The 14,256-nt window shown below is 35.9% G+C and carries 16 protein-coding genes and 1 riboswitch; of the genes, 2 read left to right on the top strand and 14 right to left on the bottom strand.

Translation table 11 applies throughout. From position 1 onward, the window contains the following. Positions 1-277: 277 nt before the first annotated feature. The 4 genes from NH288_RS10450 to NH288_RS10435 are packed head-to-tail and all read right to left on the bottom strand — an operon-like array spanning position 278 to position 2,756. Positions 278-898 carry a hypothetical protein gene (locus tag NH288_RS10450; protein ID WP_265215193.1) on the bottom strand — a complete coding sequence of 207 codons (621 nt, stop codon included), beginning with the start codon at positions 896-898 and terminating at the stop codon, positions 278-280. A 12-nt stretch (positions 899-910) separates the two neighbouring features. Continuing rightward, a complete protein-coding gene (locus tag NH288_RS10445) occupies positions 911-1,717 on the bottom strand; it encodes a hypothetical protein (RefSeq protein WP_106461079.1) in 807 nt (268 codons plus the stop codon). Beyond that, complete coding sequence (locus NH288_RS10440; protein WP_265215192.1) at positions 1,717-2,400, bottom strand: ABC transporter ATP-binding protein; 684 nt, start codon at positions 2,398-2,400, stop codon at positions 1,717-1,719. Before NH288_RS10440 ends, NH288_RS10445 begins: the two co-directional genes overlap by 1 nt. Continuing rightward, positions 2,397-2,756, bottom strand: a complete 360-nt coding sequence (locus tag NH288_RS10435) for a GntR family transcriptional regulator (RefSeq protein ID WP_265215190.1) — start codon at positions 2,754-2,756, stop codon at positions 2,397-2,399. Before NH288_RS10435 ends, NH288_RS10440 begins: the two co-directional genes overlap by 4 nt. A gap of 144 nt (positions 2,757-2,900) precedes the next feature. Between NH288_RS10435 and NH288_RS10430 the strand changes: the two genes are divergently transcribed. Both NH288_RS10430 and NH288_RS10425 read left to right on the top strand, forming a co-directional pair. Beyond that, a complete protein-coding gene (locus tag NH288_RS10430; RefSeq protein WP_265215188.1) occupies positions 2,901-3,644 on the top strand; it encodes an ATP-binding cassette domain-containing protein in 744 nt (247 codons plus the stop codon). Further along, positions 3,637-5,247: a hypothetical protein gene (locus NH288_RS10425; protein WP_265215186.1), complete on the top strand. Its 1,611-nt coding sequence runs from the start codon at positions 3,637-3,639 to the stop codon at positions 5,245-5,247. Before NH288_RS10430 ends, NH288_RS10425 begins: the two co-directional genes overlap by 8 nt. Before the next feature lie 90 nt (positions 5,248-5,337). Here NH288_RS10425 and thiT read toward each other — a convergent pair whose 3' ends face one another. From thiT to NH288_RS10375, 10 genes are all read right to left on the bottom strand, one after another. Beyond that, positions 5,338-5,883: an energy-coupled thiamine transporter ThiT gene (gene thiT / locus NH288_RS10420; RefSeq protein WP_106461084.1), complete on the bottom strand. Its 546-nt coding sequence runs from the start codon at positions 5,881-5,883 to the stop codon at positions 5,338-5,340. Positions 5,884-5,913: 30 nt separating this feature from the next. Continuing rightward, positions 5,914-6,008, bottom strand: a riboswitch (TPP riboswitch). Between the two features lie 34 nt (positions 6,009-6,042). Continuing rightward, positions 6,043-6,600, bottom strand: a complete 558-nt coding sequence (locus tag NH288_RS10415; RefSeq protein ID WP_265215183.1) for a manganese efflux pump MntP family protein — start codon at positions 6,598-6,600, stop codon at positions 6,043-6,045. Between the two features lie 70 nt (positions 6,601-6,670). Then, the gene (locus NH288_RS10410) at positions 6,671-6,961 is read right to left on the bottom strand and encodes a hypothetical protein (RefSeq protein WP_265215182.1); all 291 of its coding nucleotides are present in this window, start codon (positions 6,959-6,961) and stop codon (positions 6,671-6,673) included. A 19-nt stretch (positions 6,962-6,980) separates the two neighbouring features. Next, the gene (locus tag NH288_RS10405; protein ID WP_265215180.1) at positions 6,981-8,066 is read right to left on the bottom strand and encodes a hypothetical protein; all 1,086 of its coding nucleotides are present in this window, start codon (positions 8,064-8,066) and stop codon (positions 6,981-6,983) included. Between the two features lie 21 nt (positions 8,067-8,087). After that, positions 8,088-9,206, bottom strand: a complete 1,119-nt coding sequence (locus NH288_RS10400) for an EpsG family protein (RefSeq protein ID WP_265215178.1) — start codon at positions 9,204-9,206, stop codon at positions 8,088-8,090. Positions 9,207-9,516: 310 nt separating this feature from the next. Beyond that, on the bottom strand, positions 9,517-10,569 hold the full coding sequence (locus tag NH288_RS10395) for a DUF4097 family beta strand repeat-containing protein (protein WP_265215176.1): 1,053 nt from the start codon (positions 10,567-10,569) through the stop codon (positions 9,517-9,519). Further along, positions 10,562-10,918 (bottom strand): DUF2089 domain-containing protein, encoded by a 357-nt coding sequence (locus NH288_RS10390; protein WP_106461089.1) that lies wholly within the window; start codon positions 10,916-10,918, stop codon positions 10,562-10,564. Before NH288_RS10390 ends, NH288_RS10395 begins: the two co-directional genes overlap by 8 nt. Positions 10,919-11,077: 159 nt before the next feature. Next, positions 11,078-11,770, bottom strand: a complete 693-nt coding sequence (locus tag NH288_RS10385) for a hypothetical protein (protein WP_265215169.1) — start codon at positions 11,768-11,770, stop codon at positions 11,078-11,080. Beyond that, positions 11,767-12,768 carry a glycosyltransferase family 4 protein gene (locus NH288_RS10380; protein ID WP_265215167.1) on the bottom strand — a complete coding sequence of 334 codons (1,002 nt, stop codon included), beginning with the start codon at positions 12,766-12,768 and terminating at the stop codon, positions 11,767-11,769. The genes NH288_RS10385 and NH288_RS10380 overlap by 4 nt, the downstream gene beginning before the upstream one ends. Further along, a complete protein-coding gene (locus tag NH288_RS10375; RefSeq protein WP_265215165.1) occupies positions 12,737-13,900 on the bottom strand; it encodes a glycosyltransferase in 1,164 nt (387 codons plus the stop codon). Before NH288_RS10375 ends, NH288_RS10380 begins: the two co-directional genes overlap by 32 nt. Between the last annotated feature and the right edge of the window lie 356 nt (positions 13,901-14,256).

Below are 14,256 nucleotides of genomic sequence, written 5' to 3'. Positions count from 1 at the left end.
GTCGAAAGAAAAAATCAGTATATTATCTTGATAAATCGCCCTTTTCTATAGAAAAGGGCCACCATCAATCTATAATATATTTGTATTGTAAGAAATTGAGCTACAACTTTTTGGGGGTACCATAGGGGCCTCTGCCGCCCCCTTAGCGTTCCCCCTTATTACGAAGATTCAATTGTAAATAGAAATAATTAATAATGATATTAAGTTACGAAGAGAAAAACCCTATAATAATATTATCTTGGATAATAAAAAAAGAGGTCCTAGGGAGACTGGCTCCCTAGTCTACCTCTTTTGGTTTTTCCAAGTCTTCATTTTTGAAAAAGTCTGTCCCATCATCGGCGTTATCTTGGTTTGTTGCAAATACTGATAGGTATTCCTTGCCGCCTATCTTATAAGCAACTTCTACCCTTAGATATTCTATGAAATATTTCTCGTATTGTATTGAATATCTCTTAGTTTTGTAAATATAGGTCTTATTATCAGCGCTTATTGGCTCTAACTTTATTTCTCTTTTCTTATCTGGGTCCCTGTAGTCTGAAGCGTAGGCTGTGATTTTTACGCTTAAGTCTTCTGGGTCTACTTTTTTGTCATCTTTGTAGAAGGTTAAAGTAAAGCCACCACCTTGGTTTAGGTGGATTGATGGGATATCTCCCTCAATTCTACCGGCAATTTTATCGTTTATCCCTTCAAGTCTTTTCTTGCTTAAATTTCTATAATCTTCTGCCCTTAGGGTTTTGGTGATTGGGTCTCTTTCGTCATATTCTATTTTTGCTTCCATTCTGACTCCATCGACCTCGTTGTTTCTCATGAAATTAGGTGTTTGGTGAAAGATATATAGGTTAAGACCTATTAGGCCTAGAATTAGGCAGGCCAGGCCTATTAGTATTTTCTTTACCATAAGTCCCTCCTTTTATTGGACTGATAGTTTATTTTTGTGGAAATAATTTATCATCGCAAAGTAAAGACCATTAAAGGCTAAAAGGACTCCTAAGACTGCTAGGAAGGATCCTAGGGTAAAATCAAAGGTGCTTATGCCGACTTGGGCGCTATTTTGAGCAACTTCTACCATTTTTATTATCTGAGTATCTGCTAAAAGGCCAAAGACTTTTAGATATAGGTAGGCTTGACCTATAAATAGAACTGCTAAAATCATACCATTTGCCATTTTCCCTAGTTTATTAAAAGGACTTGATACTGCTAGAGTGTTGGTTGCCATTATCATTTGTGCTAAAACCAGACCAGCTCCTAGGGCTATTATTAGGGTTTTGATGATTGCTATCCACATTTCTCCTTTTATTGTTCCAAGTAGCCTAAAGACTTCTCTTATAATTTCTCCAAAGCTTAGGGCTTCTCCTGGATTTACTGCTACAAAGGCAAAGAGGTTAATTATGGAAATTATCACTATGATCAATCCCATGATTACAAGGTTCATTAGCCTGGCTAGGTTTATTTTCTCTGATGAATAAGGAAGGCAGGTGTAAAATGAAGCCCCGTCCTTATAAAATCTCCTGTTATCGTTATTGGCCAAAAATACAAGGGCTACAAGGGGACCAAAGGACATGGCCACTGCCCCTATGCCGACTATGGCAAATAAGGGCTCAAAGCCTGTTGCCGAATAAAGGATCATGCCTGTAATCCCCAAGATTAGGGGCATTAACATGCAAGAGAGTACTGTTTTTATATCTTCTTTGAATAAAAGTCCGATTAATTTTCTCATTATAAGACCTCCGTAAAGTAATCTTCTACGCTCATGTGGTTTTCTTCTCTTATTTCATCTACTCCCTTATCAAGGATGATTTTCCCTTCAGAGATGGCTATGACTTGGTCAAGGATTCTCTCGATTTCGCTTATTAGGTGGGTTGAAATTATTAAGATTCCCTGGTAGTCAAAATTTTCTATTATAGTCTTTAGCATAATACGTCTTGCCTTTGGGTCAATGCCTGTCATTGGCTCATCTAAAAGGTAAATCTTTGTCCTTCTTGAAAGGGTGGCTGCAATTTGGACCTTATCTCTCATTCCCTTGGAGCATTCCTTAACCCTTAGGTCCTTGTCGATGCCAAAGGATGCTAAAAGTTTAAAATACCTTGAAATATCAAAGTCTTTATAAAATCTCTTGTAAAGGTCGCCAATCTCCCTTACCCTCATTGATGGATAAAAAGGAAGGTGGTCTGGTTGGTAAGAAACTAGGCTGTTGGTCTCTTCACCTGGCCTTTGACCTGCTATTTTCACTTCTCCCTTATAATTTTTCTCAAGACCTGCTAGGATTCTCATAAGGGTAGACTTACCAGTACCATTTTCTCCTACAAGTCCTACAATCTTGCCATCATCTAGCTTTAGGTTCATATTATCTAAAACTTTCCTACCTCCGTAGGATAGGGTCAAACCTTTAATCTCTATCATAATTCCTCCCAATATTCGTCAAGCTCTTTTAGAGCATCTTTCTTTTTGATATTTAGGCTTTCCATGCCGCTTATAAAGTCATCTGCTATCTTGTTAAAGGCCCTGTCGGATAGCTTTGCAATCTTTTTCTCATCTTCTGTTACAAACCTGCCAGCTGTCCTCTGGCTTTCGCAAAGGCCTTCTCTTTCAAGTTCTGCCAGGGCCCTTTGGATGGTGTTGGGATTGACCTTATAGGCAGTAGCAAGATTTCTAACCGAGTCAATCTTTGCTCCAGGCTGCCAAGTTCCTGTTGAGATTTTAATCTTGAAATCCTCCACCAATTGGATATAAATTGGTCTACTTTCATCAAAATCCATCTACTCACCTCTATTCTGATTTTGTACTACTGTATTATTATCTTAATACAATCTTACCACCTAAATTTACGACTGCAAGTCTTTTTAAAAATTTTTTTGTCTATGGTATAATGATTAACAAAGAATTTTATTAGGGAGAATATTATGAAATTAATTATAGAAAATCTGTCCAAATCCTTTGGCAAAAAGGAAGTCTTAAATAATGCATCTTTTACCTTTGAAAAGGGGATAATCTATGCACTTTTGGGAAGAAATGGATCAGGTAAGACTACTCTTTTTAGGCTAATAACTGATGGCCTTGATAAGGATAATGGCGAAGTTTTTTTAGAAGAAAATGGGATTAAGCGAAAATTAGAATTTAAGGATATATTTTTCATGGTAGCTGAGCCAGAGCTCCCTAAATTTCTAACAGGCTATGAATTTATCAAATTTTTTATAGAAGCTAATAAGGAAAATATTAAATCTAGTAAAACAATCGAGGAATACTTTGACCTAGTTGACTTTGAGATGGAAGATAGCCATAGACTAATACAGGGCTATTCTACCGGCATGAAAAATAAGATTCAGATGCTGATGTTTTTGATATTAAGGCCTAGGGTAATCCTCATGGATGAGCCCCTTACAAGCCTTGATGTGGTAGTCCAGCTTGAGATGAAAAAAATAATAAGGGAAATCCACGCCGACCATATAATTATTTTCTCAACCCACATCCTCCAACTTGCCAAGGATATTTGTGATGAAATCGTCCTCTTATCTGATAAGAAGCTCCAAAAGGTCGAGGAAAATCTCATCAAAAATCCTGATTTTGAAGATAAGATTATTAGCTTACTTTCTGGAGAAAAGGAATCTCTTAAGCTTGATGAAGAATTGAGGAAGATAGATGAATAAGAACTTGTCAATGTTCATTATAAGACAAAAAATTGAATTATCAGAGGCCTTTAATGGCATAATTTGGGCCTTTAGGCACATCCCCTTTATAGGGAAATATTTGGGTGACAAGTATAAATTTGAAAGCCCTAAGCAAGTAATCCACAAGCTCTATCCGATCTTCACTCTGATAAAAGGCCTTATCAAATCCCTCCTATCCTTTGGCATCGTAGCCATCTTTGTGGGAGTCACCTTGGGATGGGCCTATGGTATTTTTAAGCCAGCCTATGAGAGAGCTCTCTACTGGGATAAGGCCTATTCCATGCTGATTCCCCTTTATCTTTATTGGGTCATGGCCCTACTTAAAGATTTGGTTGGAGCTGATTTAACTGACCTTAAAAAATATTATCAAAACTTCCGCTTTAGCTCAGAAGAAATAATAAAGTCAAAGCTTTATTTTGCACCCCTTTTGAGATTTTTTACAAGGTCTATAGTCCTAATGGTTGCCCTCTACTTGATGGCAAGGGTTAATCCTATACTAAGCCTAGGCTTTTCTCTGGCTTTATATTTTACAGAAATTGCAGCCTCTGCTTTTTGGCTAGAAATTGACCTTAAATTTGGAAAAAGATTCTTTACAAATGGATTTTTCCAATTATTTTTTATGATCTTGGTCTTTTTCCTAATGACCTATCTCATGCTTTTTAAAGACATTTCAGATAAGATTTTCTTAGGTTTTGTATTTATAAGCTCTGGTCTTGGTTTTATAATAGCTATAAATTATTTTAGGAAATTTGATAAGTACGGGTTTATCATAGAAAAGTCCCTCAGAGAATATGATGATTTAATGGAAGAAATCGACGCAAGCCCGGCTGCAAGTGTTAAACTTAAGGATAAAGATATTGATAATAAAAAGGTAAAAGGCGAGGGCTTTGCCTACCTCAATAATATATTTTTTAGAAGGCACAGGAGGATTTTGCTTAAGCCTGTCCTTATAAAGTCAGGAATCCTAGCCGCCCTTCTTACAATTTTAATAAGCTTTTTACCATTATTTGAGAAGAATATAGATGGCGACCTTGTTGAAATGCTGGTAATCTTGGTCCCTCTTGCTACTTACATGCTTTGCAAGCAGGATAATATCTTAACAGCCTTTTTCATAAATTGCGACCAAGGCCTAATCCCTTATGGTTTTTATAGACAGCCTACAAATCTTCTTACTATGTACAGGGCAAGGCTTGTATCCCTTTTGAAAATAAATGCCATACCTGCCATAGTTTATGTGCTTGGCTTTGTTGGCGTATTTTTAAGGCTTAACAGGACTAATTATATATTTGCCCTAGAAGCTATAGCTTATATACTTTTGGCGGGAGTATTTTTTACAAGCCTACCCCTTGCCCAATATTACCTCTTTCAGCCTTTTAATGCTGAAGGGGCCAAGGTTGGCAAGATATCAGGCGCAATAGATATGGTAGTTTATATCTTCTGCTTCAATGCCATAAGATTTACAGGCGGAATAAAGACCCCAATCCTAGTTATCAGCTCATCTGTCTTTATTCTATTATTTACAATAATAACTAGTCTTTTGATTTTAAAAATAGGGCCTAAGACCTTTAGGTTGAAAAATTAAGATTAAAAAAACAGGGACTACTGACCTGAACCCCAAAATCCGGAATACGGATGGAGGGGTTTTTATGTCAAAATCCCTGTTTTTAAATTTCTATAATTTTGCCATATCCCTTGTGATGAATTTCTTTAGCAATAGGATTATTACTACTGTTATTATAAATTCAACACCTAGGAAGGTTCCGTTGTAGGCTATTGAGTATGCCCAAACATTTTGTCCTTCTGGAGCGTAGGAACCAAAATAAATGACCCCTGTTAGGACGTGGCAGATGAATCTTGCAAATACACCTAAGAATGTTCCAAAAAGAACTGGTTTAAGTTCGTGTCTTTGATTAAATGATTCTGAGAAAAATCCTACAAGTCCCAAAGCTCCGAAAGCTAGTGGATAGTCAAGAAATGCTTGGATTGGGTGAAAGATTGAACCACCTAAGAGCATATCTAAAACTCCATATACAGCACCTACAAGGATACCTGGGCCTGCTCCATATCTAATTGCAAATATAATAAGTGGAATCATTTGGCCTGCTGTTACTGAACCACCTTGTGGCATAGAAAATAGCTTAATTCTGCCTAAAATAAATGATAAGGCAATCATAATTCCTGCTTCTGTCAACATCTTTACTGACCAATTTTTCTTCATAAAAAAATACCTCCTTTACACAATACTTGCTAGAGGTATAAAGCACTTACCTCCGCCAGCATTACCTGGATCAGGTTAAGGGTATGATCTCAGCTGACTAAAAGTCGGCACCCCTAGTGATATAAATATTATACAGTTTTATATTAGTATGCAAAGATACTAATGAAAAAATAAGTGTTCAATCAAAATCTTAATCCCTAAGCCAATTAGGATAAGGCCACCTGTAAGCTCTGCCATTTGCTTAGATTTTAGACCGAGTTTTGATCCAATCTTAAAACCAATCACAGATAAGATTGCGGTGATTATTCCAATAGTTGAGGCTGACTTTACTATATCAATATTTAAAAAGGCAAGGCCCACACCCACTGCCAGGGCATCAATTGATGTAGCTATCCCCATCTTGGCTAGGGATAAAAAGTCAAAGCCATAATTTAATTCACAATATTCTTCTCTTGATTCCTTAATCATTTGTATGCCCAAGATTAAAAGCAAGAAAAAGGCAATCCAGTGGTCTATAGCCCTGATTTCTTCGGCAAAATTCCTCCCCAAGGAAAAGCCGATAACAGGCATAAGGGCTTGGAAAAACCCAAAGCATAGGCCAACAGATAGACTGTTTTTAATAGAGTGAGTTTTTTCTGAAAGCCCCTTGAAAATACTAGCTGCAAAGGCATCCATAGCAAGGCCAACAGATAAAATAAGTAATGATGCAGTATCCAAAATTTCCTCCTAGCTAATTACACAACGCTTTTTTACTTAACCAGAAGGAAAGAAAAATGCAAATCAATTCCTAGATTTCCTTAAGTTTATCAGCCCTTATATAGAAATTTTGCCCAGCAAGACTTACATAAACAAAACCATCTTCCTCTTCCAAGATTACCCTCACCACGCTATCTTTAGGGATTTTGTCAAAGGCAGTCTTTTCATCCTTATCAGAATAAATTTCAGCTTCTTCCTTAACCATGTAATCAAGGCCTACAGATATTTCTTTTTTGACCTTAATGCCGGTACTTGGCCTTTCCTCAATATCTATACCCTTATAAGAAGTCTCAGTCTTCCCGCATCCTGCAAGGATTATCATTAGGGCAATTACCACTAATCTATTGATAATAAACCACCCCGATCTCAGAAAGACCCAAATCTTTCAAATCTCTTATAAGCTTATCAAGGTCAGCCTTTCTTGTTTTATTGTTTACCAGGATAATTTTCATATCCTCAAGACCAGTTGCAAGGAAGGCCTCTTTTTCATCCTTTTCATCTATTATTACGTAGTCATATTCTTCTTTATATCTTGCCATATCCTTAGCAAAGTCATCCGTATCCATGATTTGGCTTGGATTTTCCCCTAAATATTTATAGGCAAAAAAATCTTCTATTTTTTTATCTTCACTAGCCATAAATAGAACTTTTTTATTCTTAGCAAGTTCTCTTGCAAGGTTTTCTGCAAAACCATTAGTATCCTTGCCAAGACTAGCAAGGCCAATGACACCATTTTTGTATTTATAGGCTAATTTCGCCTTAATCTTTGTAAGTTCATCACTCTTTCCAAGCACAGGATAAGAAAGCTCAGCTAAATCATCCAAGCTTGCTATCCTATCAGACATAAGGGTCTTAATAATTATGATAATAAGCCCTAAAAACAAGCCAGCAAGACCAGCTGCCACAGAGAAAATATAGGTCTTTGTCTTTGATGCCTTATTTACTAAAACATCATGTAGGTAGGCGAAATTATCTGCATTTAAGTAGTCTTTAGCCATTAGCTTAAAATTTTCACAAATGGACTTAAGGCTATCAGCAGCCCTTTTCTTATCCTGATCCCTATAAGTGAAGGAAATAAGGCCAGCCTGAGGATTTACCTCGTAGTCTGCTCTAGCCATCACATCACTATAAGTTAAATCAGATCCTCCCACTTCGAGGGCATCAGCTACCTTTTGATAAAGATCAGGCGATTTCAAAATTTCCATATAAATATTGGCAAGTTTCTCATTTAAAACAAGTTTGTTGTAAGAAACCTCTTCCCCATCTTCAGCTGCAGCAATCAAAACAGCAGAAGCCTCATATGTCCCTCCATTTTTATGAAGGCCAAGGCCCAAAACTAGGCCAAAAAATAATATAGGTGGGATAATAAGAAGAAGCAAATTCCTCTTAATCCCTTCAATTAGTTGATATGTTGTAACTTTTCTCATTTTATACCCTTTCATTTTTTTCTATCGCAATGAATTAATAGCCATATGGTTAGTAAAAAAGAAATCATATGGTGGAGCGTCTACTGCTATATAAACTGCGTATGGCAAGACAAATACTAGGACTGCCAAGATTAGCATAAAAACAGCCAGACTATCTTTTTCCTTCACTTCCTTTATCAAAAGCGTAATCAAAAATATTTGCATGACTGTAAAAAACGAACTAAATCTAAAGGCTATGGCTGTTGATGACCTAAATACAAGGACTACCACAAGCCCATAAAATACAGCCTTTACTGCCGCACTATCAATCGTATTTTTCTTAAAAGTCCCCTTATCAAAATACATGATAGTCATGACAAAGAGGGCCAGGGCGAAAATAATCCTTGGGTCATAAAGCTTCATAGCATAGGCAAATTGCCCCTCAAAGGTGTAATTTATAATCTTTGTCGCCATTCTAGAAAGACCCACAGCCCCTAAGACCTTGGCCAAAATGCCAAATAAAAGCTTAGAAAATACCGATACCACCAGGCTAAATCCTACTATTATTGATTTAGTTAAATTTGATAAGTCAAACTTAAGATATATCAAAAATGGCAACAAAATCACGGCCGACTTATGAAAGCTATAGGCCCAGATAAAGGCCAAGATGCTTAAGATATTTTTCTCTTCTGTCATTAGATATATGGACAAAACCCCTAAACCTATTGCTGTAGCTGTCCTTGATGTTTGCATATCAAATTGCAAAAATGTCTGCATAAAAATTATAGCAGATAAAAAGGGCATTCTAGATTTCTTGGCCACCACATAGCTTATCGGTCCAATTGACAAAAGATTCATAAAAGCTATAACCCATTGGCGAGATAGGCCCAAAAGATTGACTATAAAGGCTGTCAACCTAAAGGAGAACTCCACCGCATAATGGGAATCAAAAAGCTTAGTCGTATCTGTGCCAATATCTCTAGCAAACCACAAGTAATTATAATAATCAGCATCCCCTGATCCCCTTGTGGCAGAAAAAATTAGCATAAGGCCAAACATTGCACAGATTGCCAGATTTTTCTGATATTTTTTATTAAATTTTATAAGGCTAAAGCAAATGAACATCAAAAGCTCTAAGCAAAATAATAATGTAAATCCCAAAATAATCCTCTCTTAGGTCTCATTATACCCCATTGGTCAGAATAATTTAAAATGAGAAACTTTAAAATTTTACAAAGACTTTACACAAACTTTTTATGAAATAAACAATACTCATATATTATAAAGATGGAAAACAGATAGAAATCGACTAACTCTTCCTTAATACAAACTGTTTTCTAAAACAAAAACTTACCCTCAGTTTTTGTAAGGCTAATATTTTTGATTAACTCAAAAGCAAAAGTCCACCAGGTCGGTGGATTTTTTGTTTACAAGAAAAAAGACAGGCTATAAATAACCTGCCTCTATTTTTCTATCTAATTGATACCCTGCCAAAGCCTGTGGAAGCCTTGATTTCTAGGTCTGATTCATCATTTGTTGTTGATATTTCATATCCTGTGCTTGTTTTGATCTTGTTTTCAAATTTTTCTGTCACATTTGTAGCTGGGCTTTCTACAAAGGCCCTAATCTCCCCTGGATAATCTGTTGTATCAACAACCACAGCACCATTTCTTGTGTCTAAGTCAATCTCTTTGGTGTTTTTGATATTGTAAACTCTAATTGAGCCTTGGTTTGAATCTGCGCTAAACTTATCGCTTTCAAGCCCATCTACTCTCACATTGCCATTTACAGTATCAACTTCAGCCAATTCTCCCCTTAGATTTGCCAAGTAAATAGCACCATTTACATTATCTATAGAAAGCTTACCCAAGGTATTTTTAATATCAATTTTGCCATTTACATTGTCTATATCAATGGCAGCCTTAATATTTATAAGGTTAATCTTGGCATTTACTGTATCGATATTTAAATTATCAAAGTCAACATCTGCCACTTCAACCTTACCATTTACAGAATCTATATTTAAATTTTCATAAAGAGCCTTGCCTAGGGCTAGCTTTAGATTTACGCTGGCTTGGACATTCTTATAAGCTTCATTTTGACTTATTGAAAGCTTTCCATCTTTTATCTCTACATCTAAATAATCTTCAAGGTTAGATTTTTTTGAATAAATATCATAGCTTAAGATAATTCCAGGATCATCAGCCTTTTCTACAATTATATCTCCATTTACTAGGTCGATATTAATATTATCTATTTCATCATCAATCCTAATATCCTTGTGGGTGTTAAATTCTCCCTTAATATTAAAATTATTTAAATCTATCATATTATCAAGGTCGATATTTGATAGGGTTTCAGTCGCCTTTTTAATTATATTATCAACTGCTGAGGTGATTTTTCCACCCAAGTCGTTGTCAGATTTTTTCTTATCGCCTATGGCTGCAAGGAGGTCACTAGCTTCTTCGACTGTGATTTTGCCATCCTTAAGCATATTTAAAATCATTTGTTTTTCTTCAGTCATTATTAATCTCCTCTAAAAGTTCCTTGGCTTTTTCTGGACTAATCTCGCCATTATCTAGCATATTTAGGATATCTAGCCTATGACTCTTCTTATCAATTTTGCCACCAAGTTTTGCTACTATCTTATCAATCCTATTTCTAACTGTTGGATATGAAATACCTATTTCTTCTCCAACATCCTTGATTGAACCTCTTTTTTGTAAAAATAATTCTATAAATTCTTTATCTTCTTTGTCTAGTTTTGAGAAGTTATCAATCTCAAATTCACCACTTACTTCTGTAAAACATGAATTGCATCTATAGGAAGTAATCACCATTTGATCACCACAATTTGGACATTTATTAATCATAGCCCCTCCTTTTGTCTAAATTATACTAGGTCTTTTAAGATTTGTAAAGTCAGAATTAATTATTTTAAGTTTTTATTTTAAAATATTTGATATTTCGATTGTGTATCTTGCGATATTTAATTCCTTCCCAAATAAAAAGACCCGACCTAAGTCAGATCTTTATATATATTCCTTATCCCAATAGGATTTAGTTGTTCTTGATAACCAGATTATGGTGTTTATCATGTAGGCTCCGAGAATTCCCGCTTGGATGAAGCTTACTGCTAGGTAAAAGCCTAAGTTTGTTCCTAAGGCCTTTAAGAGCTCTGCAAGAGCAAAGGCTATGAAAAATGCTCCCAACCATTTGATTGATGTGGTAAGATTACCCTTAAAGTCTGTATAGGCTAGGGCCTTGTGGCCGTATTTTTTCTTAAAGTTATCTCTACGGATTTTGATTTCTTCTCTTTTTTCTGGACTTGCCTCTGCCAGAAGTGCCGCATAGTAGTGGGCCATATCTTCTGTCCTATTTGTGTATTTCCTAAGCTTTTCTGCCTCAAATAGGCTTGGGTCTCTAATTAAAATTTCCTTTGTGATAGCTGCCTTTGACTTGTAAGTTATTCTTTTTTCTCTTAAATCTCTTAGGCCTTCTATATCTTTTTGATTATAAATCAATTCCAAGGTCTTTTCTTCATATTTTCTAATTGACTTACTTGCCAGGTAAAAACTTATGACAACCATAGCTATTATACACATTTGAGCCATTATCATCCCTATATCATCGGTCTTGTTTAGGTCTAAAAACATTGTGCTTATTAAACTTGGAATTAATATAAAAATTGCCAAGGCTCCTGTCAATTTTATTATAGATCTCATAGACTCATTGCCTTTCTATAGATTTCTACTAATCTTTTGCCTGTATTTGCAATCGACTTTTCCTGGGCGATTTTGTAAGCTTTTTCGCTTAAATCCGCAAGCTTTCCTTCAAGAATACCCTTGATTTTACTTTCAAATTCATCTAGGCTCTTTCCTTTATAGATATTTTCTCCGTCCACAAAGCCATCTTCAAAGATTTCTATATCCCTTATTAGGATTTGGGCTTTTGTGGCTAGGGCTTCTAGAAGGACTATGCCCTCGGTTTCCTCGTGGGTTAAAAAAGCGTAGAGGTCTGAACCTGAATAAGCCATCCTCAATTCATCGCTTGTCACATAGCCTGGCATGTGGAAATTATCTGGTGCTTGGTCAATGTCTTTTTTTATTTCCGGGCTCATTAGACTCTTATCAAGCTTGCCAAACCAGACAAATTCGTATTCACCCATCCTTTTTGCAAGCTCTATAAAATCATCTATTCCCTTTCTTTTTATGGGAAGGCCCACAGATATTATTGATTTTTTATTTGGGTCTAGGCCATATTTTTTATAAAAATTCGCCCTATCATCACTTTTTTCTATCCAAAAATCTAGGTCTATACCATTTGACACAACTTCAATTGGCCTATCAAGGTCATAAGTTTCTAGGATATTTTTAGAGTACTGGGTTGGGGTTAGGACTATGTGACCTTGCCTATAGGCATGAACTAACCATTTTTTAAAAAGTGGGGCAAGTTCATTTGAAAAAACAAAGGAATTCTTAAAATCTTCCATGGTTGAATGGCCGTGATAGACTACCTTCTTGCCAGCTTTTCTTGCCTTGTGCGCAAAAGAAACTGCTCCTGGCAAGGTGGTATTTATGTGGACTAGGTCAAAATCTTCTTTTTCATCCAGACTATATGAAAAACCTACAAGATCTAGGGCCTTTTTTTGGTGGTCAATAGCCTTGCCTACGCCAGATTCTTTGACTGTTTCATAATCTTTTGAATATATTAATACCTTCATGGACGTATTCCTTTATTGCTTTTTGGTAAACATCTTCGCATTTCTTGCCAAAGCTTTCAACCGAAAAATTCTCCTTGGCATATTCCTTGGCGTTTATTTCAAGAAGCTCCTTATATTCAGAATCTGAAAATACCCTATTTACAAATTTTTCGTATTCTTCAAAATCATTGTATTTAAAACCATTAAAACCATTTACAATAACCCCATCAAGGACTGAATCATTCCTGCAAAGGGCAATGGTCCCATTGGAAAGAGCCTCGTAATAGGTTAGGCCTTGGGTTTCTGAAACTGATCCAGAAGAGAAGATATCAGCCGCTTGATAATAGCGGTTTACAGAATTTGAATCAACCATACCGGTGAAAATCACCTTTTTGGATAAGCTAGCTGCATATTTTTTAAGCTTATCAAGGTATGGGCCTCCCCCAACTATGTATAGATTAATACTTGGATCTTTTAGCCTATCGTAATAAGCCATGACCTCTTCTATATTTTTCTCCTCACCAAGTCTACCCAAATAGATAATAATTTTCTCATCATCAGCCATACCAAGAGATTTTCTCAGGATTTTTTTATCATAAAACTCAGGCATAGCAATACCTGTAGGAATTACATCAAGCTTATTTTTCTCAATCCCATACTTAAGAAGAAGCTCTTCAGTCTTGGCAGTAGGAGTAATAATCCTAGTACAAAGCTTAGAAAAAGTCTTAGAAGCAATTGCCACCATCTTCTTACCCGCCCTTTCAGATGGGGAAAAATAATGGGTGTAGTCCTCATAAACCGTATGGTAGGTGTGGACAAGGGGAATCTCTAAATCTCGCTGGATACTCTTAGCCATCAAAAAGGTAGAAAACTCGCACTGGGAATGGATAATATCAGGCTCCCACTCCTTAATCTCCTTAAGATGGGAAGAGGCCAAAAGATTAGAAACCCTAGCCTGGGGATAAATCTTCTTGGCAGAAAGACTTCCTACATAATAAACATTGCCATCCTTATAAGATTTCGTAGTATTAGATAAGGTAAGGACTCTCACATCATGGCCCTTATCCTCTAAATATTTTTTTAAATTCAAAACAGAACGTACCACCCCGTTAACAACAGGCCAGTACCAATCACTGGTAATTAAAATTTTCATAAAAACCTCACTAGTATAACAATACCATTATTTGGGGGTCTTATCCAAGATAAGATTATTTTAGGGGTCTTTCCCCTAAAACCCCTTTTTTATTATCCAAGATAATAATATTTTCCTTCTTTTTTAATAAATGGTAATTATTTACTTTTTTCTTCGTAATTTTATCTTTTATTAAATTATGATTATTTACTATTGAATCTTCGTAATAAGGGGGAACGCTAAGGGGGCGGCAGAGGCCCTATGGTACCCCCAAAAAGTTGTAGCTCAATTTCTTACAATACAAATATATTATAGATTGATGGTGGCCCTTTTCTATAGAAAAGGGCGATTTATCAAGATAATATACTGATTTTTTC

This window comes from Anaerococcus sp. NML200537 (assembly GCF_026131715.1).
In the GTDB taxonomy this organism is placed as follows: domain Bacteria; phylum Bacillota; class Clostridia; order Tissierellales; family Peptoniphilaceae; genus Anaerococcus; species Anaerococcus kampingae.
This window is presented reverse-complemented; position numbering and strand designations above follow the sequence as displayed.